This is a genomic window from Nitratiruptor sp. YY08-26, from assembly GCF_016593215.1.
GTDB classification, from domain to species: domain Bacteria; phylum Campylobacterota; class Campylobacteria; order Campylobacterales; family Nitratiruptoraceae; genus Nitratiruptor; species Nitratiruptor tergarcus.
On sequence record NZ_AP023063.1, the window covers coordinates 502,031 to 526,010 of the forward strand.

At 38.2% G+C, this 23,980-nt stretch carries 40 protein-coding genes; 26 read left to right on the top strand and 14 right to left on the bottom strand.

What is annotated here, in order from left to right; genetic code table 11:
* Positions 1-9 precede the first annotated feature (9 nt).
* The 12 genes from JG738_RS02855 to JG738_RS02910 form a co-directional block, all read right to left on the bottom strand.
* The gene (locus JG738_RS02855) at positions 10-576 is read right to left on the bottom strand and encodes a helix-turn-helix domain-containing protein (protein ID WP_201338273.1); all 567 of its coding nucleotides are present in this window, start codon (positions 574-576) and stop codon (positions 10-12) included.
* Positions 576-863: an HU family DNA-binding protein gene (locus JG738_RS02860; RefSeq protein WP_201338274.1), complete on the bottom strand. Its 288-nt coding sequence runs from the start codon at positions 861-863 to the stop codon at positions 576-578. Before JG738_RS02860 ends, JG738_RS02855 begins: the two co-directional genes overlap by 1 nt.
* Positions 835-1,050, bottom strand: coding sequence for a hypothetical protein (locus JG738_RS02865; protein ID WP_201338275.1), 216 nt, complete (start codon positions 1,048-1,050; stop codon positions 835-837). The genes JG738_RS02860 and JG738_RS02865 overlap by 29 nt, the downstream gene beginning before the upstream one ends.
* Positions 1,047-1,592, bottom strand: coding sequence for a hypothetical protein (locus tag JG738_RS02870; RefSeq protein ID WP_201338276.1), 546 nt, complete (start codon positions 1,590-1,592; stop codon positions 1,047-1,049). Before JG738_RS02870 ends, JG738_RS02865 begins: the two co-directional genes overlap by 4 nt.
* Positions 1,589-1,768: a hypothetical protein gene (locus tag JG738_RS02875; RefSeq protein WP_201338277.1), complete on the bottom strand. Its 180-nt coding sequence runs from the start codon at positions 1,766-1,768 to the stop codon at positions 1,589-1,591. The genes JG738_RS02870 and JG738_RS02875 overlap by 4 nt, the downstream gene beginning before the upstream one ends.
* Positions 1,768-2,274: a DUF3310 domain-containing protein gene (locus JG738_RS02880; RefSeq protein ID WP_201338278.1), complete on the bottom strand. Its 507-nt coding sequence runs from the start codon at positions 2,272-2,274 to the stop codon at positions 1,768-1,770. Before JG738_RS02880 ends, JG738_RS02875 begins: the two co-directional genes overlap by 1 nt.
* A gap of 11 nt (positions 2,275-2,285) precedes the next feature.
* Positions 2,286-2,735 carry a single-stranded DNA-binding protein gene (gene ssb / locus JG738_RS02885; RefSeq protein WP_201338279.1) on the bottom strand — a complete coding sequence of 150 codons (450 nt, stop codon included), beginning with the start codon at positions 2,733-2,735 and terminating at the stop codon, positions 2,286-2,288.
* Positions 2,732-3,715 (bottom strand): recombinase RecT, encoded by a 984-nt coding sequence (locus JG738_RS02890; RefSeq protein WP_201338280.1) that lies wholly within the window; start codon positions 3,713-3,715, stop codon positions 2,732-2,734. Before JG738_RS02890 ends, ssb begins: the two co-directional genes overlap by 4 nt.
* Positions 3,716-3,725: 10 nt before the next feature.
* The gene (locus JG738_RS02895; protein ID WP_201338281.1) at positions 3,726-4,430 is read right to left on the bottom strand and encodes a hypothetical protein; all 705 of its coding nucleotides are present in this window, start codon (positions 4,428-4,430) and stop codon (positions 3,726-3,728) included.
* A 153-nt stretch (positions 4,431-4,583) separates the two neighbouring features.
* Entirely contained in the window at positions 4,584-4,817 is a 234-nt protein-coding gene (locus JG738_RS02900; RefSeq protein WP_201338282.1) for a helix-turn-helix domain-containing protein, read from the bottom strand.
* A gap of 73 nt (positions 4,818-4,890) precedes the next feature.
* Positions 4,891-5,649 (bottom strand): PD-(D/E)XK nuclease-like domain-containing protein, encoded by a 759-nt coding sequence (locus JG738_RS02905; RefSeq protein ID WP_201338283.1) that lies wholly within the window; start codon positions 5,647-5,649, stop codon positions 4,891-4,893.
* A complete protein-coding gene (locus tag JG738_RS02910) occupies positions 5,646-5,816 on the bottom strand; it encodes a hypothetical protein (RefSeq protein ID WP_201338284.1) in 171 nt (56 codons plus the stop codon). Before JG738_RS02910 ends, JG738_RS02905 begins: the two co-directional genes overlap by 4 nt.
* A 987-nt stretch (positions 5,817-6,803) precedes the next feature.
* Here JG738_RS02910 and JG738_RS02915 point away from each other — a divergent pair.
* Positions 6,804-7,325 carry a GIY-YIG nuclease family protein gene (locus JG738_RS02915; protein ID WP_201338285.1) on the top strand — a complete coding sequence of 174 codons (522 nt, stop codon included), beginning with the start codon at positions 6,804-6,806 and terminating at the stop codon, positions 7,323-7,325.
* Positions 7,326-7,446: 121 nt separating this feature from the next.
* Entirely contained in the window at positions 7,447-7,842 is a 396-nt protein-coding gene (locus tag JG738_RS02920) for a hypothetical protein (RefSeq protein ID WP_201340471.1), read from the top strand.
* 1 nt (position 7,843) lies between these two features.
* Here the strand turns inward: JG738_RS02920 and JG738_RS02925 are convergent, their stop codons facing one another.
* Positions 7,844-8,548, bottom strand: a complete 705-nt coding sequence (locus JG738_RS02925) for an XRE family transcriptional regulator (protein ID WP_201338287.1) — start codon at positions 8,546-8,548, stop codon at positions 7,844-7,846.
* A 99-nt stretch (positions 8,549-8,647) separates the two neighbouring features.
* Between JG738_RS02925 and JG738_RS10620 the strand changes: the two genes are divergently transcribed.
* The 14 genes from JG738_RS10620 (at position 8,648) to JG738_RS02995 (ending at position 16,154) form a co-directional block, all read left to right on the top strand.
* Complete coding sequence (locus tag JG738_RS10620) at positions 8,648-8,902, top strand: helix-turn-helix transcriptional regulator (RefSeq protein ID WP_201338288.1); 255 nt, start codon at positions 8,648-8,650, stop codon at positions 8,900-8,902.
* Positions 8,899-9,387: a phage regulatory CII family protein gene (locus JG738_RS02935; RefSeq protein WP_201338289.1), complete on the top strand. Its 489-nt coding sequence runs from the start codon at positions 8,899-8,901 to the stop codon at positions 9,385-9,387. The genes JG738_RS10620 and JG738_RS02935 overlap by 4 nt, the downstream gene beginning before the upstream one ends.
* Positions 9,384-9,584 (top strand): AlpA family transcriptional regulator, encoded by a 201-nt coding sequence (locus JG738_RS02940; protein WP_201338290.1) that lies wholly within the window; start codon positions 9,384-9,386, stop codon positions 9,582-9,584. Before JG738_RS02935 ends, JG738_RS02940 begins: the two co-directional genes overlap by 4 nt.
* Before the next feature lie 82 nt (positions 9,585-9,666).
* Positions 9,667-10,497, top strand: a complete 831-nt coding sequence (locus JG738_RS02945; protein ID WP_201338291.1) for a hypothetical protein — start codon at positions 9,667-9,669, stop codon at positions 10,495-10,497.
* Entirely contained in the window at positions 10,494-11,120 is a 627-nt protein-coding gene (locus JG738_RS02950; protein ID WP_201338292.1) for a hypothetical protein, read from the top strand. The genes JG738_RS02945 and JG738_RS02950 overlap by 4 nt, the downstream gene beginning before the upstream one ends.
* A complete protein-coding gene (locus JG738_RS02955; protein WP_201338293.1) occupies positions 11,113-11,301 on the top strand; it encodes a hypothetical protein in 189 nt (62 codons plus the stop codon). The genes JG738_RS02950 and JG738_RS02955 overlap by 8 nt, the downstream gene beginning before the upstream one ends.
* Entirely contained in the window at positions 11,298-11,834 is a 537-nt protein-coding gene (locus JG738_RS02960; RefSeq protein ID WP_201338294.1) for a hypothetical protein, read from the top strand. The genes JG738_RS02955 and JG738_RS02960 overlap by 4 nt, the downstream gene beginning before the upstream one ends.
* Positions 11,831-12,226 carry a VRR-NUC domain-containing protein gene (locus tag JG738_RS02965; RefSeq protein WP_201338295.1) on the top strand — a complete coding sequence of 132 codons (396 nt, stop codon included), beginning with the start codon at positions 11,831-11,833 and terminating at the stop codon, positions 12,224-12,226. Before JG738_RS02960 ends, JG738_RS02965 begins: the two co-directional genes overlap by 4 nt.
* Positions 12,226-12,480 carry a hypothetical protein gene (locus JG738_RS02970; RefSeq protein ID WP_201338296.1) on the top strand — a complete coding sequence of 85 codons (255 nt, stop codon included), beginning with the start codon at positions 12,226-12,228 and terminating at the stop codon, positions 12,478-12,480. The genes JG738_RS02965 and JG738_RS02970 overlap by 1 nt, the downstream gene beginning before the upstream one ends.
* Positions 12,446-12,742 (top strand): Mor transcription activator family protein, encoded by a 297-nt coding sequence (locus tag JG738_RS02975; protein WP_201338297.1) that lies wholly within the window; start codon positions 12,446-12,448, stop codon positions 12,740-12,742. Before JG738_RS02970 ends, JG738_RS02975 begins: the two co-directional genes overlap by 35 nt.
* The gene (locus JG738_RS02980; protein ID WP_201338298.1) at positions 12,726-13,184 is read left to right on the top strand and encodes a hypothetical protein; all 459 of its coding nucleotides are present in this window, start codon (positions 12,726-12,728) and stop codon (positions 13,182-13,184) included. The genes JG738_RS02975 and JG738_RS02980 overlap by 17 nt, the downstream gene beginning before the upstream one ends.
* The gene (locus tag JG738_RS02985) at positions 13,177-15,006 is read left to right on the top strand and encodes a terminase gpA endonuclease subunit (RefSeq protein ID WP_201340472.1); all 1,830 of its coding nucleotides are present in this window, start codon (positions 13,177-13,179) and stop codon (positions 15,004-15,006) included. The genes JG738_RS02980 and JG738_RS02985 overlap by 8 nt, the downstream gene beginning before the upstream one ends.
* 320 nt (positions 15,007-15,326) lie before the next feature.
* Positions 15,327-15,818: a hypothetical protein gene (locus tag JG738_RS02990; protein ID WP_201338300.1), complete on the top strand. Its 492-nt coding sequence runs from the start codon at positions 15,327-15,329 to the stop codon at positions 15,816-15,818.
* Between the two features lie 30 nt (positions 15,819-15,848).
* Positions 15,849-16,154 carry a hypothetical protein gene (locus JG738_RS02995; protein WP_201338301.1) on the top strand — a complete coding sequence of 102 codons (306 nt, stop codon included), beginning with the start codon at positions 15,849-15,851 and terminating at the stop codon, positions 16,152-16,154.
* A gap of 59 nt (positions 16,155-16,213) precedes the next feature.
* Here JG738_RS02995 and JG738_RS03000 read toward each other — a convergent pair whose 3' ends face one another.
* Positions 16,214-16,807, bottom strand: coding sequence for an SHOCT domain-containing protein (locus JG738_RS03000; RefSeq protein ID WP_201338302.1), 594 nt, complete (start codon positions 16,805-16,807; stop codon positions 16,214-16,216).
* Positions 16,808-17,142: 335 nt separating this feature from the next.
* Here JG738_RS03000 and JG738_RS03005 point away from each other — a divergent pair, with 335 nt between their 5' ends.
* The 10 genes from JG738_RS03005 (at position 17,143) to JG738_RS03050 (ending at position 23,976) form a co-directional block, all read left to right on the top strand.
* Entirely contained in the window at positions 17,143-17,388 is a 246-nt protein-coding gene (locus tag JG738_RS03005; RefSeq protein ID WP_201338303.1) for a hypothetical protein, read from the top strand.
* A complete protein-coding gene (locus tag JG738_RS03010) occupies positions 17,366-18,700 on the top strand; it encodes a phage portal protein (RefSeq protein ID WP_201338304.1) in 1,335 nt (444 codons plus the stop codon). The genes JG738_RS03005 and JG738_RS03010 overlap by 23 nt, the downstream gene beginning before the upstream one ends.
* Positions 18,687-19,898 carry a S49 family peptidase gene (locus tag JG738_RS03015; protein WP_201338305.1) on the top strand — a complete coding sequence of 404 codons (1,212 nt, stop codon included), beginning with the start codon at positions 18,687-18,689 and terminating at the stop codon, positions 19,896-19,898. Before JG738_RS03010 ends, JG738_RS03015 begins: the two co-directional genes overlap by 14 nt.
* Before the next feature lie 3 nt (positions 19,899-19,901).
* Complete coding sequence (locus JG738_RS03020) at positions 19,902-20,246, top strand: head decoration protein (RefSeq protein ID WP_201338306.1); 345 nt, start codon at positions 19,902-19,904, stop codon at positions 20,244-20,246.
* A gap of 2 nt (positions 20,247-20,248) precedes the next feature.
* Positions 20,249-21,265: a major capsid protein gene (locus JG738_RS03025; RefSeq protein WP_201338307.1), complete on the top strand. Its 1,017-nt coding sequence runs from the start codon at positions 20,249-20,251 to the stop codon at positions 21,263-21,265.
* Positions 21,265-21,435 (top strand): hypothetical protein, encoded by a 171-nt coding sequence (locus tag JG738_RS03030; RefSeq protein WP_201338308.1) that lies wholly within the window; start codon positions 21,265-21,267, stop codon positions 21,433-21,435. Before JG738_RS03025 ends, JG738_RS03030 begins: the two co-directional genes overlap by 1 nt.
* A 91-nt stretch (positions 21,436-21,526) precedes the next feature.
* Entirely contained in the window at positions 21,527-21,751 is a 225-nt protein-coding gene (locus JG738_RS03035; protein ID WP_201338309.1) for a hypothetical protein, read from the top strand.
* Positions 21,748-22,350 (top strand): hypothetical protein, encoded by a 603-nt coding sequence (locus tag JG738_RS03040; protein WP_201338310.1) that lies wholly within the window; start codon positions 21,748-21,750, stop codon positions 22,348-22,350. Before JG738_RS03035 ends, JG738_RS03040 begins: the two co-directional genes overlap by 4 nt.
* Positions 22,347-22,823: a hypothetical protein gene (locus tag JG738_RS03045; RefSeq protein ID WP_201338311.1), complete on the top strand. Its 477-nt coding sequence runs from the start codon at positions 22,347-22,349 to the stop codon at positions 22,821-22,823. The genes JG738_RS03040 and JG738_RS03045 overlap by 4 nt, the downstream gene beginning before the upstream one ends.
* A gap of 10 nt (positions 22,824-22,833) precedes the next feature.
* On the top strand, positions 22,834-23,976 hold the full coding sequence (locus JG738_RS03050) for a phage tail tube protein (protein WP_201338312.1): 1,143 nt from the start codon (positions 22,834-22,836) through the stop codon (positions 23,974-23,976).
* Positions 23,977-23,980 lie beyond the last annotated feature (4 nt).

A 23,980-nucleotide genomic window follows, 5' to 3' on the forward strand; every position in this document is an offset into this window, starting at 1 on the left:
CTCTCCCCATTACGCTCCTTCTTTCAATTTCGGTATGTACTCGCCAAGAACATCATCAAGCGTGATTGTCTCACTTTCAAGCTCTTTCAAAGCCTCCGCTCTTCCTTGCTGATATGCAGCCTTTAGTGCTGCCTCAAAGGTATCAAGATCAATAAGCTTCATTCCTTTTCTGTGTGGTTTGACTTGCTCGACTTGCTTCATCGCTTCTTCAAAAGTCTCTGTTTCTTTGGGTTGATTCTTTTCTTTGAGTGCCTTCAAGTTTTCATCTCTTTTTTGTTTATACTCTTCAACGCTCTCATCTACCACATTCCCATTCCCATCACTTTTGAGTCTGCCTTGTGACAAGTATGTAGTCACAGTTGCTACGCTTACTCCAAGCTCTTTTGCTGCCTCTTGTTTTGTCATGTCATCTCCTTCTATTGATGGCGTTACATCCATTGGTGTGAAACTGCCTCGCTTCATTTGTGTCGCAGGTACACCTCTTTCTTTGCAGGCTTTGACATAGCTTTGATACCAAGTAGGGCAGGTATCGCATTCTTTGCGCAGTACGCAATGGTCGTATACTTCGCACTCCATCATCTCGCCTTTTTTGATATTCTTGCGGTGACAATATTTCGCTTGAGTGGTATTTCCTTCATCCTGCCCGTTGCAAAATCAAACACTTTTACTTTCTCGCCTTTTCGTTTTCTCACGCGAAAGCTTGCAAAACCTATGATTCGTATATCTTTTCCATTCTGGAGATGTTCGCTGATTTTGTCCAGGATGGAAGTCGCTATATCTTTGATAGCCTTTTTGGTCATTCCTTTGTATTCTTGTGATAGTTCGTTAGCTATTTCATTGAGTAGTTGGGTTTTGGTTATCATTGCTTCGCTCCTTGAAGTCTTTGCAGCTATCATCTGCATATTTACTTACATCGCGCAACCTGCAGATATAGATATTATTCTTCTCACTTATCTCCATAATATGTTTGCAGTTTTTGCATATTTTTTCCGATTCTTGCTCAAATGGATAGTCTATATCTGGCGGAAGTCCATTGCTGTTGTTCATCATTTACCTCCTCTCTTATATTTTTCATAATATTTTTTCAATACTTCTTCAGTTTCATCCTTTAGCTTATATTTCCTACTAAATTTCTTGAATTCATCATAAAAAAGGAATGGAGATTTCACATTTTTTTTCAAAAACGATATGAACTCATCTACTTTTTCAGTTAAAAAGTTATCTGTTATATCGCTTACATACTCTTTAAGCCCATATTCTTCTACTAATCTTCTACTTTTGGTTAAATCTCCATTCACTAATCCTTGAAAAGCTGCAAAAGCTTTCATATACTCCTCGTCAAGGGTGGATAAGTCCACATTTAACACTAATGTATTTTGAGCTATTTGGGTTAAGTTATACAGAAATGTAAATATGTTTTTAATTCCATGCGGTGAGACACTTAAAGCAAGCGAACATGCAAAATTGTGATACATTTCACATGCTGGTCTATCTTTTTCATCAGCTATATGCTCTGCTATAAAACAATTTAATGCAGCGATATAAAGTATTGAAGTTTTGAATTGAGCATATGATATTTTTTTTGTATTCATTGCTCCATTTCCTTATAACATCTCTCGAATGTCTCTTTTGATAAAAACATCGTATCTTTGGTATGTAATCCTATGAGCTTGATATATTTATTATCAACGCTTACGACTTTGACTTCCTTGTCAAAGCCGTAGATGTTGTCTTTCAGTCGGTAGGTTTTCCCTTTTTTGACAGTCATTATTGTTCCTTCACAAATACACCATCTTTGCTCATATAGCCTTTGCGGTCTTTGATTTCCTCATACGCAGCCTTGACGCACTCCTCCAGCTCCAATCCAAGCTGTGCTGCCATGATTGTAAGCACTACAACTGTATCTCCAAATGCGTCAATCGTGTCCGCTTTCTTGCCTTTTTGAATAGCGACTGACAACTCTCCAAGCTCCTCGATGAGTTTCATCATTTGGGCTTGTGGTGTTGAATTATCTATAAGTCCTCTATCGTCCGCCCAGCTTCTAATGAGTTTGAATGTCATGTCGGTGTTCATTTTTCTGGTCTCCCTTTCTATCAATTTTTCCAAATAGTGCTGCATCTTTTTGAGATCCTCAATACCATTTTTGTCTTTGTATCTGAGCAGATACTTGAGGATGTTGCCCTCGTAGAAGTCGAGGTTGTATTCATCCACTATGTGCCATACCTGGATTTTATGCTTGATGTAGTGGTTGCCGCCGATTTGTTTTTGTTTCATTTGTTGCCTTATCAGAATGGAATTTCATCATCGTCTATACCCACCTCTGGTATATTTGCTTGACTGTTGCTTGATTTTTGGTCATCTTTTTGGCTCTCAACCTCGTTTTTGTGGGATTTATTTGCTTGACCGTTGCTTGATCCAAGCATCTGCATGCTCTCTACTTGCACGGAATGTTTGGATCTTTTCTGTCCGTTTTTATCTGTCCACTGCTCTTGCACTAATCGACCCTCGATTAGGACTTGTTTGCCTTTGCCAAGATATTGATTGGCAACTTCGGCGGATCGTCCAAAGAAGGTGATGTCTATGAAGCAGACTTCCTCTTTTTGCTCGCCTGATTGTGTTTTGTAGCGTCTGTTGGTAGCGATAGCGGTTTTTGCTACTGCCGTGCCTGATGGTGTGTAGCGCAGTTCTATCTCTCGGACGATGTTGCCGAGGAGGATGATTTTGTTGAAGCTCATATTGCTTCCTCGGCTTCAACGCTCAAGATAAGCTCTTGAAATTTGCCTTCATCCTGCAGATACTCTTGAGGATTTTCTATACCATCTGCAAGTTTCAATGCTTTGCTTCGTGCGATTTTTTTATCTATTAACTTTTTGACAAGCTCTTTTTTGTAGTCGGGTTCTTGAGGCTTTGCTTCAATAGGCTCTTTTTGTTTAGGCAGTTCTATTTTTTTATCAAGCGGGCTATCGTTTTGTTTTGTTTCTACAGCTTCAACATCGATTGGAGGCTCCTTGAATACTTCATCTTCTTTGACTGCCATATCCATAATTTGCTCTTGGATAGGTAGCCTTGTAATCACATATTTAAGAGCTTTTGCCTTGTACATCTCTTCTGCCCATTCAAGCCAAATATATTGGAGCTGCCCCTCTTTTTGGTTTTGGCTCTTTAGTCGCAGTTTTTCAAGCTTTTTAAATGGCACAAATTCACTAAATTCATTTCCTTCTTTGTCTTGCGCATATACAATAACGCCTTGTAAATGCTTGTATACCCATGTGCCATCCTCTTCGTTTCTGTTTTCATAATCTGGCTCAAATTCGATAATGTCGTGCAGCCCTGCAAATTTCATGTTGAAATAATCCACGTCATAAACCGCTACCGCTCTAAATTTCCATCCATTACGATAGCCAAGGCTGATCCATCCTTTGTAGCCTATTTGAAGCTGTGCTTTTGTACCATATTTGGTTTTAAATGGGACGACATAGGCTTGACCAAAGAGTGGATTTGGATTGAGTCCTGCTTGCACGATCTCAAACGCTGTTTTTAGCACGCTTTCTACATCCACATCTTTTAGATTTGGATTAAGTGCAAGTTGTTTTAGGGTGGTTGCGTAGGCGCTTACTTTACTTTTGTCGTTTTGTAGTAGAGTTTTTAACTGAGGCATAAAACTTTTTACAAGTTGTGCTGCCTGTTGTTCTCTTGGTTGGATTTGTGTTGCCATGTTTTCTCCTTTAATTGTATTTAAGGATAGAGTTATCCCATTTGATTTGCTTCTCTTTGTCTTTTTGACTTTTAGTAGCTATATCTTTTGCAGTTGGTAGAAGTTTGTAGATACGTTCAAGGAAAATGTCTACATTTTTTATCCTTTCATCAAATTCACTTGCTATAAATCTCAAAGTTTCGGCTCTTCCTTTAAGTTCCGCTTTTAATCTTCCAAATGATCCTGCAAGGTCGAGTATCTCATTGTGAAGTGCTGGGTTAAGTTTTTGTTCTTCTTTGCATAGAGCAAGCTGCCAGCGTAATCTTTCAATCTCTTTGTTTTTGCGGGCAATTATGCCTTTATAGCCACTTATCCTTGTGGACATATTGTCTGAAGCTGGGCAGTTGGTGGGCGGTGCAACTGATACTTGCACATTGCCTTTCTTAATTTCAGTCAAAAGCTTTGCTGTGAATTTCCTAAACTCTTTGGCTCTTTCGGATTTGATGAAAAAGCCAAGCATGTGAACGCCTTCGAGTGTCCACATAAGCTTTTTTGTTCCTTTTTCACTTTTCATGATGATGTAATGTATATTTTCAACTAACTCATCATTATGTAACTGCAAGTGCCTTCTAATAGTTGCATCACTCACACCATATCCTAATGCCACATAATGAGTAGACAATAGACTATTGTCTTCTACTTGAATGGTGACATCTTGAAATTTGATAATTTTCATAATTACCCCTTTAAAATATGATTGAAAATCAAACAATCAATAAAATTATATGATTTATAATCATAGATGTCAAGGGGCAATATGATTGTGGATTATTTTTTAGATATTTATATATGATTGATGGTCACATTATGCCGTTCAAAAATTGAACGGCTATTTTTTTGCTTCATCGATAAGTTTAAATGCAGTTTGAAATTTTTGAAGTTTATCTTCACAGGCTTTTTTTTCTAATAAGCATTCCATAAACTTTTTAGCCCATTCTGGTATATTTCCTTTGCTACTCCACTGTGCTGGAGTCCCTTCATTTACTCCTATCCTCTCCGCCAACTCTTTTTGCGTAATTCCAAGCTCTTTACATACCTTCTTGACTATGTTTTCTTCACCCATCTCTATGCCTTTTAATTTTTATTAATTTTCACCTAATTTTACAATTTTTTAATAAAATCGCTCCTTGTATCTATCAATATTGTGGTAGCTGTATCGGCTTGAAAAGTGAGCCAAGATCGAGTCCGTGAAGTAGGATCGAGTTATATCTGTCGAGTATATTGTTTGCCTCGATCCTTCCGATCTCGATATCTTCGTGATTGAGGCGAATACCTCGTACCCATAGGTCGTCCGTATTCGCAAAAACGATCAATACCTCTTTGATTTCGATCCTTTTGAGCTCCAACACCATCTTGTAGAAGCCAAGCTGTCTATGATATTTTCTATCTTTGATAGCTTTGGCCAAAAGGTAGTCGTTGTTAAGATTGATGTTTGAGATGGTTTTAAGATCAATCAAAAGCCCGTCATTCGTTAAAAAATCAGGACGACATTTGACTTTGATGTGTTCGTTCCAGTTTGTAAAGTGGCTTTCTTCAGCAACTCCATCGAATGGCTCTATCAGCTTTCTTGCCCGATCAGCTATCTCTTTTGCTTTTTCAAAGTCATCTTTTGATACAATTTTTCTATTGCCTACATTTTGGAGCCACTCCGCCTTGGCCTCCTTGTAGGCTTTTGTGTTCTTGTTCAGATGGCATCCCTCGAAGTCCTCCACCGCATACTCTTCGTCAAACTTTTCAGGTTCGAGAGTGAGCGAGTGGACGAGGGTGCCAAACTCCATTGCCTTGCTTTTCTTTTGCGGTCTGATGCCAAGACTGAATAGATACGGGTTCGTATCGAGATAGTCGAGATCAGAGCTGCTGATAGCATCTACCGCTCTGTATTCTTCGTTTGTCATCTCTCCACCTTTCTATATTTCCCATAGCCGTATGGCTCGTAGATATCCACATCTTTGCTCTTTTTCGAGCGAGCGAAAAACTCAGCTATATAGATAGTTACGCCTGCCACAATCAAAAACAAGGTTGCGAACAAAGTGCTCAAGATAAGTGCAGTTGTTGTATCCATGACATATCCTTTCACCAATTTCCTAAGATTTTCTTCGTTTTAGAGTCGATCCAAAATACACCGAAGAGATAGCAAATTGCGTATTTACGTTTCCTTTTGATTTTGAGTGCCATTAATTCCCCTTTATCTCCAATTAAGGTGTATCGCTTTATAATTGAAATAGCCCTTTGGGCTAAGTTCGAAAATGAACGAGCCAGCTTGTGTATGGAATGCGCCCAAGTTCCATGCGTCCGTTAAGCCTCGTAGGAGTTTCTCCTGCGGGGCTTTTTTTTTGGCGTGTTACTTGTGTAGCGGGAATGGGTGGGAACCCTGCAAAAAGGAGGACGCATGGAACACATAAGTTGGCTCGCAACTTTTGCCTATCTTATGTTGGCTGTGGGCTATATACTGCTTGCGGTTACGCATTAGATAGGAAACGGTGGCGGAGATTGGGCGCTCCGCTGCCCTCCTTACCATTCCATCCAAAAATTTCTTGAAGTAAACGAATGCTCAAAGAATGTGTGCTTCACTTCCCTTGCTTCACTTATCCTGTTTTGTTTTTCAAGCCTCACCATCTCTTCTCTAAGAAGAGCGTCAAAATCTTTCGCCTTTTTGCCTTCCTTAGCGCCTCGTTTGAGAGCTGCTCGTTGGGCTTTGGATAGTCGTATTTTCCATGATTTATCCTTTCATATAGTTTTAACCCCTCCCCAGCCCCCGCAAAAACTTACATGTAAAAAAGCTCGAGCATATTGGTATTGCATGCGGGGGCAGGGCAGAGGTTATCCGCTGTCGTGGCTCGGCTACCAGCGGTTATAAAGCCCCTTCCAGCAATCTCTGCTGGTGCTCTCCTGCCAAAGGGGCTGAGTTGTGATAGGACTCAGAGCTTTGGTGTTGCTCTGTTAGAATTGTAAGATATACTTACTTATCTAAAGCTTAATTATGTAAGTATATCTTACATATTACATAAAATATGGTAAAATTCATAAGTCTTGTAAAAAGGAGAACATAATGTTTGAGCATTTGCCGACGCAAAACCCAGCAGGATATGTTAAAAAAGAGAAGGCATGGATATATTTATGTAAAACCCCAAAAGGATATAAAATAGGTAAGACATTGTATTTAAAGGAGCGAATGAAAGGCTTGCAAAAAGAACACGGAGATATAGATGTTTTGCATTATATTGAAGTAAAAAGAAATATTTCTGAAGATATAGAATATGCTTGTCATAGATATTTTTTAGAAAAACAGAATGGATATAAATACGAATATTTTGATTTGAGTGAATCTGATATTGAAGAGTTTAAAAAGCCAGATTTTCTATATAGGATGCAGAAAAAAATAGAAGAGATGAAAATAAATCAAATCAAATTCGAAATTAGAAAGCTAAGAAAACAGAAACGAAGGATAGATGCTGCAAAAGAAAAATTAGCAGAAATGGAAAACAAATACAACGAAGAAAAAGAACGAATTCTTGAAAAAATAAAAAGTATCGACGAGTTTTACTCATTGATTATAGATTTAAAATTATAAAAAATGAATGTAATTATATTTTGGATAAACTGTATACATCATTAAAAAGGAATGAAAATGATCGAAAAAGAGATTTTGGAGAAACTCAAAGAAGCTGGATCGGATTTTGAAAGAATAATGATTGAGTTATTGGGGTAATGATTTGATTAGACTATCTATAATTCTTATCCTATTGTCATCCCTTCACGCCAAACACCTCCACAAAGAGAAATATTATCAAAGAGTATTCTGTACCAAAGTCCACGGTCAGATGGAATACCGCCTGCCTGACCGCTCTCGTGTGGATTGTTTAACATCAAACTATGCTTTTGAGGTGGACTTTGGAAGAAAAGCTTTTGAAAGCGTGGGACAAGCATTGTATTATGCGATGATGACGGGCAAAAAACCTGGAATTGTCTTGATCCAGGAAACGAGGCGGGATAATAGATATATAGGCAAGATAAAGAGGTTAGCTAAAAAATATGGAATTGCGGTGTTTGTGATAAACAGGAAGTTTGAGGTGAGGAAAATTAAATAATTCACCCCCTCAATATCCTTAAAACCACTTTCCCAAGAATCGCAAAAAATACTTGATTATCATCCATATCAAGTTCAATAGGCGGGTAGGTTGGATTGATAGATACTATTCTGATTTTTGAACCTCCCACAAACTGGATCTGTTTGACCATCAGTTGATTATCGTAATTAATCACATATATATCATCAATTTTTTCTAATGGTTCATCCCAATTAAATCGATACATGATCACAATATCGCCATTTTTTACATATGGCTCCATAGAATTGCCTCTAACTTTTAGGCCTTTGAGTCTTTCTGGTGGATATTCTGGTAATAGTTTCTCTTTGTCTATGAGTAATGTATCAATCACTTCTGTTTCAAACGGTTCAATCCCATGTCCAGCCGATACTTCGTGGTTAAGCAGTGGCACTTCAATAGTTTCTGATATTGCAGGGTATTGGGATTTGAGAAACGAGAGTGCATCAGGGTCTTTGTCTTGAATGGCTTTTTTGATGATGTCTAGTGTTTTGGATTTGTCGAAGAGAAATTGTTCTGGTATGTCGAGTATCTCCGATAATTTTTTAACATTTTCATAGGTGGGGGGATTTTTTTCTAATTCATAATTTGTGATAGCTACCCTGCTTACTCCAAGTATTTTTGCTAATTCTTCTTGGCTTAATCCTTTTTTTTCTCTGGCTCTTCTAATTATCTCTCCGTATCCCATTTCAATACCTTTAAAATTTAAGTAATACTAACAAAAGTATAGAAAGATATACTTACATAATTAAGAGAAATATAAGTAAGTATATCTTACAATCAAACCATGAATACTTTTCAACTTGAATACGGAACCATTACTAATATTGCAAAAAAATGTCATGTAACTCATTCTGCTGTAAGCCAATGGTTTAACGGAGACTCTAGACCATCTCTGAAAAACATCATTATTCTTAGAGATGAGTTTGGAATCCCAGTCGAAGCCTGGCTCGATATTAAGTCCTACTTAAATCATAACAGCTCAAGCGATACAACCTCAAGAATAAACGAGGCAAAAAATCAACCAAAGGTCACATCATGATTGACGATATTTTTGGATATGACGAACTCCCCAACATCAAAATCTACAAAACTGCTCAGGCTGTTATCAAAGACTACATGGATAGAGAACGCAAAAAGATCGAGTGGGTAGCAGAGAAACTGGGAACTACAAAAGGCTACCTCTATGCTCAGCTTGAGCCAAATAGAACAGATAAGCCATTAAGTGTTGATCGTGTGATGGCTATTACAGAGCTGACAGGCGATACTCGTATCATCGAAGCGATGGCCAAAGAGTTTGGCTACACCCTTTGCAAGCCAGAAACAAATCCTCAAAAATCAGATGATCCAGTTATTGCAGTCACACTACAGGCATTTAGCCTTGAGGAAGCGCAAGGCAGCCTTGCGAAAACTATCAAAGAGGCAATAGCTGATGGCATATTGGATGAGGCAGAAAAAAGCCAAATCAATGATATCGCCCATCAGCTCAGAAAGTTGGCGGCCGAATTACAGGAGAGCTTGAAATGACACTACCAACCCCACAACAAGACAGGCTCATAGACATCAAAGAGGTTTCATATTTGATAGGAATGGCAAAACCGACCATCTATAGATATATTCGTGATGGCAAATTCCCAAAACCTATAAAGATAGGGATTAGAGCTTCACGTTGGAGTTATCAAGCAGTCATGAACTGGATAGAGCAGCAAAAGGATAATCAATGAGAAATAGTTTTGTTTTACAAAATGACCCTCCCGAAGGGGGTCAAGAAGGGGGTTATGATACCCCTTGCCAAGGGGGTGAAAAATGAGACAAGCATTTAATTTTTATGCCCACTATGATGAGATTTTGCAAGGATTGACGGATATTGAACTTGCAAAGATTATACGGGCTATCCTTGATGTGCAGTTTTTTAGAAAGCACATAGACTCGATCACCTTCGAGGACAGACTCCTCAATATCGCATGGATTGGTATTAAACATTCAATCAAATCACAACTTGAAGGGTATTGCGCAAAACATAACATCGACTATGATGCACTTTTTAATAAAGACTCCGAAAAAACGGGTATTTCCACCCCTCCCAAAGGGGGTAGGCAAGGGGCTACCGAAGGGGGTGAAAACAATTGTAAACACCCCCTCCCTAAGGGGGGTAAAAATTTTTCAAACCCCCCTTGCCAACAAGAACAAGAGCAAGAGAAAGAACAAGGGAAAGAGAAAGAGCAAGAGAAAGGGGGAGAGTGTGAGAGGGGGAAAACATCGCAGGATGAACCTGCGACGCTCGACGCAGAAGTTGTCCCTCAAAAATCTTCGCCCTATAAGCAGGATGCAACAGAAGTGGCAAATTATCTTGCCAAAAGAATCGTTGCATACAACCCAAAAGCAAAACCAAAGCCTAAAGGCTGGATAAAGGATATCGAACTGGCCATGCGGGTAGATGGCCGCAGCAAGGATGAATTGCTGCGGTGTATCGACTGGATCTACGAGACAAAAGAGGGAAATTTTTGGATTCCAAATATCCTAAGCGGAAAGAAACTACGGGAGAAATTCGACACGATGCAGTTGCAAGCCAAAAGAAGCGCGAAAAAAGAGCCAATTGCCGTACTCAACGAACTACAAGCGGAAGGATGGATGTGATGCTACAAGATGGAGACAAAAAAATATTTGCAGCTACGATGATTGCTATGGGTAAAAGTTTTGGAGTCGATATCGACAAGGATGTGATCAAGCTCTACTGGGAGGTTTTGCAAGACGAGTTTGAAGATATGGGCGAGTTTAAAAAAGCAGCAGCAAAGCTCCTCAAATCCTGGAGCTACTCCTACATGCCAAAGCCAGCGCATTTTATCCAAGCTTTGCAGAATGAAACCGACTTGGAGCTCATCGCAAACAAAGCGTATACGACCGCAAAAGCTGCAGCTATTCAAATCGGCGTGTACGAAAATATTGAGTTTAATGACCATTTCATTGCTGAGACCATTATCACACTTTTTGGTAGCTGGAAAGAGTTTCATGATAGTGTTGCCTATTTTGACTCAGACGATACCTGGATCAAAAAAGACTTCATCACTACATACAAGCGTATCGCAAAAGCTGGAAATGTGAGAGGCACAAAGCTTGTAGGCTATCTCAAGAGTGACTTCAAAGAACCAAAGCTGATCCATTGCGATTATATCCCGCCAAGAGTGAGGCAGGAGCAGCAAAAACAGATCGCATCAAGCGTGCTCAAAAAAATCCCAAACAAGAGAGTAGTGAATGGCTAAGGCGAAGCGAGAAAAGAAGCACGTGTTTAGCGACAAGCGATATTTTGCCGATTGTACAGGATGTGGGATGCGGTATGAGAATGAGAAGAGAGAGAATACGCTCAGACGATGTTGCGCTTGCGGTACCTATCTGACGTGGAATGATGCGAAAGAGCTACGAACGATTGAGGGAGTGAGATGAACAAAGTTAAAAAAGATTTGAAAGCTTTTTTAGATGAAAATTTTGAAATTAGTGCGTTTGCGGATGGAGACAGGCTTGCACGGGCAGTTGCTGTAATTGATTTCTTGATGAATAAAAGAATTGTGCATTGTACAGATATTTTTTACCATTTGTTAGGCAGAGTAGGATTGTTTACAAAAAGGGAAAAGATATCTGCTTGCTGGATGCGGCGCAAATATCTTGAATTAGAGCAAGAATATGCAGGTTTTTATATTGCTAAATATAGCGGTATTATTGAAGGCATAGTTTGCCCATATTTTAATAAAAAATACTCACAAAAAAAGTTTGATTGTAAAAATTTTAGAGAGTTTTACAAAGAATATATTCAATTTGCCATAGAAATAAGAGAAATTGCTATTGATAGAATTAGAGAATTTAAATACACAAAAAAGCTTTCTAACAAAGCATATGAAATACAACTAGATCCATTTCGTGACCACTTAGATGAGTACTGTATCAAAGAAGGCATAAGTATGTATGGAGTATCAAGATGAACAAGATTCTTGGCAAAATCAAAAGAAGCTACAAACCAAACGAACATGATGAGCAGTCAAAAGTAGTTGAATTTTGCAGGTGGAACAACATCCCGATATTTGCTATTCCAAACGGTGCGTGGATTCCAATCAAAAACCACGTCATGCGATCAAAGTACATCAACAAGCTTAAACGAGAAGGAATGAGTCCTGGTGTACCGGATCTATGTATCCCTGTGCCAAACGGCGAGTTTCACGGGCTCTACATCGAGATGAAGGTGAAGGGTGGTTTTTTGAGAGAGGAGCAGAAAAAGTGGATCAAGGAGTTGAACAGGCAAGGATACAAAGCAATTGTTTGTTATTCGGCTGATGAGGCGATGCAGATAATAGAAGATTACATGAAAGACATGTAATGCACTATGAGGAAGATGTTGTTAATTTTAAGATTTTCACTGAAAATATCAAAAAATTTTTTGGGGTTGATTTGGCGAGTGCTGTAAACATAGCACTTGAATATATGCCATTCAATAGATCATTAGATGATGATGAAATAGCCTACATACTTAACATAAGCAAGTATAGCGTACGTAGTATAGCAGCCAGAGCAATGAATAAAATAGAGAAGGAGCTAAATGACGTTTATGGATTTTTTGGAGAGTCTCTTTGACAAAAATATACCAAAAGAAGATAAGGTAAAAATGCTATGTGAACGATATGGAGGCACGAAGCAAACGATACCACAATCCGTTCCAAGCAGGATGAGGAGAAAGCAGGTATATAGAGACTATATGAAAATTAATCCGCAAACTGGCAACATCCAAAATACGTATGCATATCTTGCAAAAAAATATGGTGTCTCTTTTACAACGATAAGAGATGATATCGCGAAAGAGAGGAAGAGACATGCAGGAAATGAAGATACTTGTTGATAGAAATAAAATCTATATAAACACAAAAACATTTGCAATCTTGAAAGGTATTACACAACGGACGGTACAAAGATACATAAAAAGTGGTGAGATAGATTCGATTGAACTAAAGGGCGGAAATTGGATAGAGCTCAAAAAAGCGTGCGAATGGGAAAAGCATAAAATAGAGCAGGATGGTGAAGAAGAACTAGACATAAAACTTGAGGATGCGAAACTTAAAAAAGCAAGGCGTGAAAAAATTGAAAAAGAACTTGCGATACTAAATAAACAGCATAGACCAATAGATGAGCTTGATGAAGCACAGGCGAATTTCATAAAAACATTCATATCAATAATTGATGCAAAAACTTATGATCTTGATGAGAATAATAGATTGAAGGTGCAGCGCTGGATAGCGTCTGCAATAGACAAAGCGAGGGAAGTGTTTGAGCAGTATGCCTAAATTAATAATTGGGCAACGAACGCTAAATGCCCTGTATTACAAAGCCAAAATACCTATGGATGAATGGGCTGAAGAGTTTTATACATTAGAGAGTAAATCAGCTATCGGTGGTGGAAAATTCAGCTTTGAATATGCACCGCATTTGAAAAAACCATTGGAAATTTTCAGTAGAGATGTTGTCAAAAACATGACTCTTTGGTTTGGATCGCAAGGTGGCAAAACAACTGTTACATTTATTTTTGTAAATTGGATTATAGATAGAGCGCCAAATGATATAGGGTTTTACCTTCCAAATGATAATTTGGTGAAATCGACAGCTGATGACAGGATAAGACCGTCTATCGAAAGAACTGTTAATAAAGACTCATTAATATTAAGAAAAGAAGAGAAAAAAGCAAAAGACAATATGACGCGCATCCCTTTTCTTGGTGGCACACTGTATGTTTTGGGGGCTGCATCTACTACTAACAGGAAATCAAGACCGTTCAAATATATCATTATGGATGAGATAGCGGATTTTAAGCATGAATGGGTTGAAGAGATTGAAGAGCGTGCGAAAACTTTTGAGCAATTTGGAGCGAAAATACTCAAAACATCTACTTCGAACCATGCAAATGACGCAATTGCAACAGCCTATAAATTATCTGATGCAAAATATGAATATTTTGTGAAGTGCCCATATTGCAAAGAAGAACATATTGACGATTTTATTCAAAATATCGTTTATCCGAAACCAGACGAGATTATTTATACTTCAAACGATGAAGAGCACAGGTTGGCGGAATATTTATCAAAAGCCTCGAAAGATGCAAGATATCAATGCCCACATTGTAAAAAATTATGGAATAATGATGATAAAAATAAGGCAATAGACAATGGTGGATTTAAGCTTGTCTCAGGCGTTGAAAATGCAAGCAGAGTAGGATTTAGGGTATCGAGTTTTATTAGCAAATTGGTTACAATCGAGCAAATGGCTTTTCGATATCTGAAAGTCAAAGATAACGAGGAATTGCTTAAAAAATTTTATTCTGGATGGCTTGCAAAAAATTACATTCCAAAAGAAAAAGGCACAAGCAAAGATAAAATATGGGAACTCAAATGCGATTTGGGAGAGTTTGAATTACCGAAAGATACTGTTGCTTTATATATGGGCGTGGATGTGCAAAAAGATTGGTATGCTTATGTGATTATGGCGTTTGATAAAGACCTAAATGGATATATTATAGGTTATGGAAGGGCTGAAGATGAATATACAATTGAGCAACTTATAAGACATGAATACAACGGCATATTTCTTGATGCTGTAGGAATAGACGACGGTTATCAAACAACTGAAGTCCATGAATTTTGCTATTTACAGAATATGGAACTTGGAGAGAATTTTGTATGTGCCACGAGAGGTAGCGCAAGACCGCTTTCAAAATTATTTGTCGTAACTACAGTTGATGTTGATATGGATGGTAGAAGGCTTGCAGGAGGCGTTAAAAGATACACAATCAATACCACGCAAATAAAAGATGACTTGCAGGCAATGATAGATAGGGGCTTAAACAATGAGCCAAAAAGGCTTTACATTCATAAAGACATGGATGATGTCATTGCAGATTCATTAACCAGTGAGTATAAGCCAGAAGGTGAGAATAAATGGATACCAAAGACTTCGCACCCAAATAACCACTGGTGGGATGCTGCAAATATCTGCTTGTTCCTCGCAAGAAGAGATAAAATCAATCTACTCAAAACGCAATCGAGAAGCGATGGGCGAATAAAATCAACGCCAACAAAACGAAGGAATCAGGCTGATTGGTTGGATCGATATTAGATTTGCCAAGCCATACTAACACTTTTCGGCTAAACAGTGCAATCTGCTTTTTAAAAATAAAATTTGTTCGACGATACTAACACTTTCTCGCATTTGTAGTGTCTGCAAATATTTTTAACGTTTCTTAAGCTTAGTTAAGATAATTAGTAAAAAAAATCAATTACAATTTATTTAACTTTTTTATGCCTTCAAAAGTGCCATAAAATCGAACTCTTGGCTACATAATAAAAAACTTAATTGAAAGTTTCTTTGGTTTCAGGCTTCGAGTTTCTTTTTTGTTTTATAATTGCAGAGTAAACAAAAAATATAGGAGGTGAAAAATGAAAAAGTTTCAAATAAATAAAATTTGGGGACATAAACTTGAGTCCCCAATAATTGTATACCAAGATTTGGAAAACTGGTGTGTGGATACGCCATTTAATGGCGTGGAATGCGGGATGGATTATGAAGTAATAGATGCAAAAATCCATTCCCAACTTTCTAAAGAGAGTTGGGAATGGATCATGTGTCTACTTGGGATGGGAGTTTATGCCGCTGACGTTCAGGATTACGACGTTAGCGGCGATGTTCTTATTCCACTTAATTACAGATGGGGCACTATTGCCTCATTTGTAATTAAAAATGCTATAGGTGGAGACCTATGGTCGCGGTTGAAAGAAAGACCGCGACCGTGTGTTGAGCCTAGCACTTTTGTTAGGTATTACGTAATAGAGGATTGGAGTATCGAAAAGAATTTTAGTAGCTGGGAACTACCCCAGAGAGAAAGGCTGAAGCTCATAAAAAAAGAGATAAAGTCACGCTTATTTGCGTGACCCTTTTTTTTGTTTAAAAAAGGAGACATTATGAAAGTTCTTTTTCTATACAAAACAGCAGAGATCGAAGGGGAATTTTGGTGGGATGAGGAAAACGATGTATTGGATGGTTATTTTCTCCACCCAATGACTGGCAACCATTGCCAAGAAATAGAACAGTGTTTCTATGGATGGAGTGAACAAAACCAAGAATATCAAAAAGACTGGGACGCGCTTGTAGATCGATATTACAATAGTGGGCTTGATTGGAGTGAGTGGGTAGACAATGAAAATGACAGAGTTCTCGTTGTCGATTTTGAAAAAAATGAAATATATTACAAAAAGGAAGAAGGATGACTCATCTTATTTTATTATTATTTGTTTTGTGGTTTTTAGGTGTGATATAGGCGGGGCAATTATGCCCCTTGTAATATTCTTTGCTTTTGTGCTTCAAATTCTTCTTTACTCAAAATTCCATCTTTATACATTTTGGCCAATTTTTCAAGTGCGTTAGCAATTTTTATTGCATCCTCTTTTTCCTTTTCTGGGTTCATTGTCAAAAGTTTGTGTATTTTGTTAGCCAGGGCAGGCATATTTGTAGAGATGATTAGTTTTTTAGGTGTGGTAGTTACGTTTATTTTTGATGTGTTGTTGCTTGCTTTTATGGTGTATTCATCCTCTTGAATTTGTAGCCCGTTGTCTTTTGCATAGTGTCTTACAGCATCTTTTATCATCTCAAACTTATCAGGGTCTGTTACGTCTATTTGTATGTTCTCGTCTGTTTGTTGTATTTCTATATTATTGTTATTACTTTCTTCATTATTATCTTTGATGATGATGATCGCATCTGGCTTAGCTTTGCCAGCAATTAGCAGCATTAGCATTCCAACAATTGGAGAAAAAAGAAAAGATATGAGAAAGTACACAAAAAAAGATCGTCCGTTACCTTTTGCCCAAAATCCCACCAAAATAGCCAAAATCAAATAGGCTGCTATTACTTCAATGCCCATTTTATCCCCCTTTTCTTCTTATTGTAGCTATTTTTTTACAAATTCCAAAATTTCCAATTTAAGATTAAGCGATTTGTAAGCGTTTTGTAACTTAACCGTGAAAAGTCCCGATTTTGCGGAGTTTCGAGCAATAGGTTCTTTCTGTGAAAAGCGGGCATAGGGGGTCGGCGTCGCCCCAACCTCTCTCGATTATTCAATTTTTTTTATCAATGTCGCTATTTTGTTCATATTTTCTACATTATTTCTACAAAAAGTGACAACTTGCGACAAAAAATGGTGCTAATCTCGTCATTTTAACAGCTAAACTTAAAAAAACTAAGCGTAAAAGGTCAATTTTGGCTCTTAAAACTATCAGGGAAGAAATCGAATCGACTAAAGCTGCAATCGAGAAGATAAAAAATTCGCAAGAATATCAAGTGGGCAGCCAAAGGGTTAGATACGCAATGCTCAAAGAGTATGTCGACGAACTTGAAAGGTTGAAAGGACTTATAAGAACCGAAAGCGATCTTGACCTTGATGAAATCACGCTTGAATTGAAACACAGAAGGGGTGGTAATCGTGCTCAAGTCACTTTCCGCTAATTTTTACGAAGGTGGAAGATATACTCTTGCAAACAATGACTTCCAAAATGCTTCCAATGCTCCTTTTGAAGAATTGGCTACTACTGATCGCGATACTATGCGTGCAAGAGCAAGATGGCTTTTTGCAAACAACCCAATTATTGCAAATATTGATAAGTCTATTATTAACAACACAATTGGACAAGGCATTTCTGTTCAACCTGCAACAAGTAATGAAGATTTCAATAAAGAGGTTGAAGATAAGTGGCTTGAATGGTGTGAAAAAGAGAATTGCGATATTACAAACAGATTTAATTTTAACACTATGCAACGAATGATATTGGGGCAACGAATGACTGATGGAGAGATCGGCATTCAGTTAGTGATCAGAAGTAAGAGAGAATTTCCTTTAACCCTTCAATTTATTGAAGCTGACTATTTTGATAAGACATTCATCATAGGAAGCGATACGGTAGTTGAAGGGGTAGAGCTTGATAAATATGGTATGCCTATACGCTATCACTTTAGGGATCGTGTTGGCAAGCCTTTCAGTATTAAAGCTAAAAATTTTATCAACTATTTCTTACCAGAAAATAGATTCACTCAATATAGAGGCATCAGTGAATATAAGCAGACAATAATTGATCTGAAAAACTTTGCAGCATTCAATGAAGCGACTATCAAGTCTGCAAGGGCAAGAGCCAATATTGCATATGTAATTGAGACTGAAAATGGGTTGCCAAAGAAGATGTCATCAGGCGACCAACAACTGGAAGAGATCAACGGAGTGTTCGTCGAGTATTTGAAGAGTGGTGAACGATTAAAAGTGATTGATCCTACATCATCAGGCACCGGGTATAAAGACTTCGTTGAACATACGATAAGGCTCATAGCTGCTGCAAGAAATGTAAGCTACGAACTTGCGTTTAGAGATTTTACCAATACAAACTTTTCAAGCGCCCGTGCTTCTTTATTGCAGGATCAAAAAGTATTTAAAGAGAATCAAGAATCGATTATCGATTATGTCATAAAACCAATATATAGATTGTTTATAAAGACAACGGCCATGAGCAGTAGATTTGAACGATTAGATGCTACAGATTTTTGGAAATCTCCATCGAAATATTACAAGGCGAATTTTATTGTGCCTGAAGTTGTCTATGTAGATCCATTGAAGGAGATCAATGCAAAAGCAAAAGAAGTAGAACTTGGAGTGACAACATTGACTGAAATTGCAAAATCAAAAGGAAAAGATTTTGCGGATATCGTAAGACAAAGAGTTGAGGAACAAAGATTGATGAAGGAAGCTGGGATTGATAATGAAAGCGAATAGAGTTTTTAAATATTTGACAACGAACGAATTTGCAATTTTGAAAGACAAATATGAACTAATGCTGAGCATCGCATCGGATGGCGCGCAAATATCACAAGAAGAAATTGATAGATTCTCTAGCTCGAACAATACAGTGAGGATTGAAGATGGCGTAGGGATTGTAACCATTGAAGGACCTTTGGTAAAAAAAGGGAATATGTTTACAAAAGTAAGCGGACTTACTTCATATCAACAACTTGCAAATGACTTTAAGCAACTTGAAGAAACCAAAGAAGTCCATACCATTGTGGCGCATATTACGTCTCCTGGCGGTGAGGTAGCTGGAGTATCTGCACTTGGAGATGTTATCGCTTCAATTGATAAAAAGACTGTTGCTTACATCGATGATTTAGGGGCGAGTGCTGCATACTGGCTTGCGTCTCAATTTGATGAGATTTATGCAAATGAAACTGCTCTTATTGGGTCAATAGGGGTAATAGCAGCATACTCGAAAGATGATTCAACAGTAAAAGTAGTTAGTTCAAATGCTCCATACAAATATGTCGATCCAGAAACAGATGAAGGCTATAAAAAGATACAGGAACGTCTTACAAGCATTGAGAGCATTTTTATAGACAAGGTAGCCAAAGGTCGTGGAGTCGACAGAGATATCGTGTTGTCTAATTTTGGGCAAGGCGATGTACTGATTGCGTCAAAAGCCCTTGAAGTAGGAATGATTGATGGAATTAAGCCTTTTGGCGAATTAATCCAAAACATAAAAGGAGAAAAAATGAAAAATATCAAACAGTTGGCGCAAGACCCTAATGCGAATGCAGAGGCTCTTGCAAAATTCTTTTCCGAAAATGGCATTCCAAATCCATATGAATTGAGTGCAAAGCTTAATGAGGTTGAGAAAACTCTTTCAGAAAGTAAAGAGAAAATTGAGGAATTGACTGCCGAAAACAAGAAACTAAAAGCAAATAGCGATAAAGCTCTTATTGCTGCATTTTGTGGGGCAAATAGAGAGTATGTGACTTTCGCAGAGGAGAAAAGATTTCTTGAGGAAGGAAAAACTTTTGCAGAAGTTCAAGCATACGCAATGAAAAAAGCAGAACAGGAAAGCACACCTCATGATACACATACTGGCAAAGAAGGCGATGGTGATGCTGTAACTGCGGCATTTGAAGAAGCAATCAAAAAAATTAATGCAAGGAGATAATAAATGGCTGAAACATTTACTTATGACAACTTGATAGTTGGCGGAGATGTTGTAACTGATGGTGCCGTGCTTGAAGCAGGGCAGAATCTTAAACGAGGTGCAGTTCTTGGGAAAGTGGATGCCACTGGCGAACTCAAGCTCTCAGATGATGCAGCAACAGATGGTAGCCAAAGTGTCTATGCAATCTTAAATGAAGATTGTGATGCAAGTGGGGGTGCAAAAAGATGCGCGATTATTATAGCTGGAGAGGTGAATGCTAATAGTCTCATTTTTGGTGGAAATCATACCGCTGCGAGCACAAAAGACGCATTCAGGGATCTTGGAATCTATCTTAAAGAAGGAGAATAACAATGTCAGTTAGTCTATTTGATACACGGACATTAACACAGACAGTTAATGAGATCAAACCTGCACATACGTTTATTACAGATACTTTCTTTGGAAGCAGGATAGTAAGTGATAGTGAATATCTCGATGTTGAAATTTATAAAGGGAAAAGAAAGGCTGCCCCATTCGTTTCCCCAAGAGTTGAGGGCAAGCTTATTCAAAGTGAAGGCAAGACTGTTAGTACATACAAGCCTGCATATATAAAACAAAAATACGTAACCGAAGCAGATGCTGCATTCAAAAGCAATGGAGTTTTTTATGCTGATAACAGAAGTCCAATGCAAAGAGTAGCAGAAAAGATCGCATTGGAGCTTGCAGAAGGTCGAAGCTATATCGACAGAAGAATCGAAATGATGGCGATTGAAGCAATAACAACAGGTAGGGTTATAGTGCAAGGTGATGGAATTGACGAAGTTGTCGATTTTGGCATGAAGCCAACCCATTTAAAAACCCTATCCGGAACAGATTTATGGACAGATTCAGGAAAAGACGGTGCAGCGATTCTCAAAGATTTAAGAAATTGGAAGCGAGAAATTGTTAAAGATTCTGGGGTGAATCCAACTCATATTATTCTTGGAGAAAGCGTTATTGATGTTTTCATGGACAAAGTTGGAACATATCTTGATACGAGAAAGATTGATCTTGGGATTATCGCCCCATCTCAATTACCTAATGGCGTTGTCTATTATGGGACATTAAAAGAAGTTGGGATTGATGTGTACGGGTATGAAGAGTGGCACTTCGATGGAACTGATGAAACACCATTGATGCCAGTTGATAAAGTTTTACTTGGTTCATCTAGTGCGAAAACAAGACTTGCATTTGGTGCAATTAGAGACTTGGGTGCGCTTATGGCCACTGAGATATTTGTCAAATCTTGGGAACAGCAAGATCCAAGTGTGCGATTTGTACTGATGCAATCAGCGCCTTTGCCTATTCCTACTCAAATCGATGCGTTTATGTGCAACAAGGTGATCTGATGAGAATCAGGTTCAAAGCTGTAGTCGTTCACAATGGCAAAGAATACCATGGTGGCAATACAGCTGATTTGGATACAAAGTCAGCAAAGCGATTGATTGAGCTTGGAGTAGCTGAGCAAGCAAAAGCTACGAAAGTGAGAAATGAGCTTAAAAACGCAAATAAAGAATGATTTCGAGTCGATCTATTCAAATAATGACGAGTTCTCATCGGTAGTCACGTATCGCAAGCCCGATGGGAGCGTCATTAGTATTAATGCGGTAGTGGAGATGCCAAGCTATGGCGAAACCAATATCACATCAAGGGTGGAAACTGATTCAACAATTGTCTATGCGTTTTTGGATTTTGAGCCAGATAAAGATGACACTGTCGAGATAGATGGCAAATTGTATCGAATATCTGCATTTTCAAAAACCTTGGCTGGATATCAGCTTAAATTATCTGATAATAGGCCAAATTACCATCATACACAAGGACGTTTCAGATGATAATGCATGATGCGAGTGTACTGTTGCAACAGCTTGGCAAAAAATCTCCAATAGCTGCAAAGTATGCGCTGCAAAAAGCTGCCGCAAAGCTGCAGAAAAGCATCAAGCAAGAGATAACGTCATACCAATCAAAAAGTCATGATTGGGGCTTCAAAAGAAAAAATGGGCATTTGAGATTGACAAAGGGAAGCGAATCAAAACCTTTTTATTCGAGACGTTCAAAAAACAGTGGCAAAGAGCTGCACGGCTTGGATAGATTCGTTTATTTCAGACTTTATCCAATGACAAACAAAGCCCTAGTTGGCTTCATGAATACACCAAGTTTCACTGCTTACGACTTTAAAAATGGACAGATGCGATCAATAGGACGGGTCAAGGGAACGAAAACAAAAGAGATTGGACAAAGGATGGAGTATGGAGATGAAATAACTCCAAGCAAAAAACAAAGATGGCTATTTTTGTTTAGCGGATTACATGCTCCAAAAATGATCAAAAGAAAAGCGCACCCTGTTATCAGGCCGGCATACAGAAAGAACAGAAATGAAGTGATGTCAACCATTGAGAAAGTGTTTATTGAGGAGATCGGGGCAGCAAAATGATAAGCAATAAAGAAATTACCGAATTTATTGCAAACGAGATAGATGCTAATCAGGGATATTTTATTGATAAATATAATAGACCGTTATTGATCATGATAGGTGTAGATGTAAATAATCCACCAGAAGAAGCGGATATGCCTTTGATGATCATTGAACCGACTATAAAGAATATAGGTGACAATGCAAGTGATTTTGACTATGAAATCGTACTGCATTATGCGATTGAAGGCGACAACAACCCAATAAAAAACGGAAACATTGTTGTGTATAGCGGAATATACGATATAGAGGACGATGGCAATTATCTAGTTGAACTTCTTAGGGGTAGTTTTCAGTGTAAAACTAACCTTGAGATGTTTGACATCGACTTTTACCACAATGAGATAAACGCTTTTCCAGTTTACTCTGGGACGATAGTTGTGGGGTTTTCAGTGCCAAATATCATAGGCGATCAAAAAATTACATTTCAATAAGGAGTGAATTATGGCTAATCCGTTAATAGAGAAGGTTGTGATTGATTGGGAATCTGTACCAGGGGAAGATCCGACATCACCGAAGCCGATATATCTAAATACTGTAGAATCAGGCTTGGTTGTTAACAGACAAAACAAAACAGATAATGTAATCAGTGGCGACATTGACGGTGGCGGCGAGTTGTATGGAACCATCAACGAGGTGTCTGGAGGGCTTACAGCGCCAATGTATTTTGAGCAGATTGGAGTATTGTTGAAAGCGATACTTGGCAATCCTACAACAGCCGAATATGGGGCTCCATGGACCGCTGGCATGTCGATAAATAGTGGTGATTATGCGATAGTAAGCACATCAAGCACCCTAATGATCAAGTATATATCAGATGGAACAACAGACAGCACAAATGAGCCAGATCTTTCTTCCGCAAATGTAGGCGATACAGGCACAGACGGAACTGCTACATATGTGGTTGTTGAAAAATTATATAGCCACATTTTTGGATCAACTGTATGTACTCCATCGTTTTGTGTGCAAAACACATTAAAAGACGATTGCGGTAGTGGTTCAAAGATTATTGAAAGATACAATGGCTGTAAAGCAAAATCTGCAAATCTCTCTATTGCGCCAGATGGTGATTTTAACATCAGTATTGATATTGTTGGTATGAAGTTTAGAGATTCTATTACTGATGGGATAACCGAACTTGACGAAACAAACAAGATTCAATTACCAGCAACCAGAATCAAAAATGCCTTTGCTTCGCTTAATATCGATGGAAGCACATACAAGCTTGCGAAAGATTTCTCTTTGACCATTGACAGGGGAACAGAGGCTGAATATACATTGGGGACTGGTGCAAATGCAGGGCTTGTGTCTGACAAACAAGTAATTGTAAATGGAAGTATGTCGAGCCTATTTGATACCAGCGTGTATACAAAAGCAAAAAATGAAAGTACCGTATCATTTGACATCACAATCACAGATGGTGACAACTCTCTTACATTCACAGTGGCGGAGGCGAAATTTAGTTTTAAAACTGAATCTAAAAAAGTAGGAGAAAAATATCCATTAAATCTTGACTGGAGTGCATTTAAACAATCTGCTGCTGAAAAAATCAAAGTTGAATTAATCAATACTGTATCAAATTATTAAAAAG

Excerpts from the sequence above, each read along its gene's own strand:
- JG738_RS03040 (WP_201338310.1), top strand. The coding sequence starts at position 21,748 with ATGATAATGCATGATGCGAGTGTACTGTTGCAACAGCTTGGCAAAAAA.
- JG738_RS02960 (WP_201338294.1), top strand. The coding sequence starts at position 11,298 with ATGAACAAAGTTAAAAAAGATTTGAAAGCTTTTTTAGATGAAAATTTT.
- JG738_RS02945 (WP_201338291.1), top strand. The coding sequence starts at position 9,667 with ATGAGACAAGCATTTAATTTTTATGCCCACTATGATGAGATTTTGCAA.
- JG738_RS03025 (WP_201338307.1), top strand. The coding sequence starts at position 20,249 with ATGTCAGTTAGTCTATTTGATACACGGACATTAACACAGACAGTTAAT.
- JG738_RS02995 (WP_201338301.1), top strand. The coding sequence starts at position 15,849 with ATGAAAGTTCTTTTTCTATACAAAACAGCAGAGATCGAAGGGGAATTT.
- JG738_RS02875 (WP_201338277.1), bottom strand. The coding sequence starts at position 1,768 with ATGACTGTCAAAAAAGGGAAAACCTACCGACTGAAAGACAACATCTAC.
- ssb (WP_201338279.1), bottom strand. The coding sequence starts at position 2,735 with ATGAGCTTCAACAAAATCATCCTCCTCGGCAACATCGTCCGAGAGATA.
- JG738_RS02975 (WP_201338297.1), top strand. The coding sequence starts at position 12,446 with ATGACGTTTATGGATTTTTTGGAGAGTCTCTTTGACAAAAATATACCA.
- JG738_RS02940 (WP_201338290.1), top strand. The coding sequence starts at position 9,384 with ATGACACTACCAACCCCACAACAAGACAGGCTCATAGACATCAAAGAG.
- JG738_RS02985 (WP_201340472.1), top strand. The coding sequence starts at position 13,177 with ATGCCTAAATTAATAATTGGGCAACGAACGCTAAATGCCCTGTATTAC.
- JG738_RS10620 (WP_201338288.1), top strand. The coding sequence starts at position 8,648 with ATGAATACTTTTCAACTTGAATACGGAACCATTACTAATATTGCAAAA.
- JG738_RS02890 (WP_201338280.1), bottom strand. The coding sequence starts at position 3,715 with ATGGCAACACAAATCCAACCAAGAGAACAACAGGCAGCACAACTTGTA.
- JG738_RS03000 (WP_201338302.1), bottom strand. The coding sequence starts at position 16,807 with ATGGGCATTGAAGTAATAGCAGCCTATTTGATTTTGGCTATTTTGGTG.
- JG738_RS02880 (WP_201338278.1), bottom strand. The coding sequence starts at position 2,274 with ATGAAACAAAAACAAATCGGCGGCAACCACTACATCAAGCATAAAATC.
- JG738_RS03045 (WP_201338311.1), top strand. The coding sequence starts at position 22,347 with ATGATAAGCAATAAAGAAATTACCGAATTTATTGCAAACGAGATAGAT.
- JG738_RS02900 (WP_201338282.1), bottom strand. The coding sequence starts at position 4,817 with ATGGGTGAAGAAAACATAGTCAAGAAGGTATGTAAAGAGCTTGGAATT.
- JG738_RS02915 (WP_201338285.1), top strand. The coding sequence starts at position 6,804 with ATGTTTGAGCATTTGCCGACGCAAAACCCAGCAGGATATGTTAAAAAA.
- JG738_RS02965 (WP_201338295.1), top strand. The coding sequence starts at position 11,831 with ATGAACAAGATTCTTGGCAAAATCAAAAGAAGCTACAAACCAAACGAA.
- JG738_RS02955 (WP_201338293.1), top strand. The coding sequence starts at position 11,113 with ATGGCTAAGGCGAAGCGAGAAAAGAAGCACGTGTTTAGCGACAAGCGA.
- JG738_RS02980 (WP_201338298.1), top strand. The coding sequence starts at position 12,726 with ATGAAGATACTTGTTGATAGAAATAAAATCTATATAAACACAAAAACA.
- JG738_RS02870 (WP_201338276.1), bottom strand. The coding sequence starts at position 1,592 with ATGAATACAAAAAAAATATCATATGCTCAATTCAAAACTTCAATACTT.
- JG738_RS02910 (WP_201338284.1), bottom strand. The coding sequence starts at position 5,816 with ATGGATACAACAACTGCACTTATCTTGAGCACTTTGTTCGCAACCTTG.
- JG738_RS02925 (WP_201338287.1), bottom strand. The coding sequence starts at position 8,548 with ATGGGATACGGAGAGATAATTAGAAGAGCCAGAGAAAAAAAAGGATTA.
- JG738_RS02865 (WP_201338275.1), bottom strand. The coding sequence starts at position 1,050 with ATGATGAACAACAGCAATGGACTTCCGCCAGATATAGACTATCCATTT.
- JG738_RS02860 (WP_201338274.1), bottom strand. The coding sequence starts at position 863 with ATGATAACCAAAACCCAACTACTCAATGAAATAGCTAACGAACTATCA.
- JG738_RS03050 (WP_201338312.1), top strand. The coding sequence starts at position 22,834 with ATGGCTAATCCGTTAATAGAGAAGGTTGTGATTGATTGGGAATCTGTA.
- JG738_RS03020 (WP_201338306.1), top strand. The coding sequence starts at position 19,902 with ATGGCTGAAACATTTACTTATGACAACTTGATAGTTGGCGGAGATGTT.
- JG738_RS02990 (WP_201338300.1), top strand. The coding sequence starts at position 15,327 with ATGAAAAAGTTTCAAATAAATAAAATTTGGGGACATAAACTTGAGTCC.
- JG738_RS02935 (WP_201338289.1), top strand. The coding sequence starts at position 8,899 with ATGATTGACGATATTTTTGGATATGACGAACTCCCCAACATCAAAATC.
- JG738_RS02905 (WP_201338283.1), bottom strand. The coding sequence starts at position 5,649 with ATGACAAACGAAGAATACAGAGCGGTAGATGCTATCAGCAGCTCTGAT.
- JG738_RS03015 (WP_201338305.1), top strand. The coding sequence starts at position 18,687 with ATGAAAGCGAATAGAGTTTTTAAATATTTGACAACGAACGAATTTGCA.
- JG738_RS02970 (WP_201338296.1), top strand. The coding sequence starts at position 12,226 with ATGCACTATGAGGAAGATGTTGTTAATTTTAAGATTTTCACTGAAAAT.
- JG738_RS02855 (WP_201338273.1), bottom strand. The coding sequence starts at position 576 with ATGGAGTGCGAAGTATACGACCATTGCGTACTGCGCAAAGAATGCGAT.
- JG738_RS03030 (WP_201338308.1), top strand. The coding sequence starts at position 21,265 with ATGAGAATCAGGTTCAAAGCTGTAGTCGTTCACAATGGCAAAGAATAC.
- JG738_RS02895 (WP_201338281.1), bottom strand. The coding sequence starts at position 4,430 with ATGAAAATTATCAAATTTCAAGATGTCACCATTCAAGTAGAAGACAAT.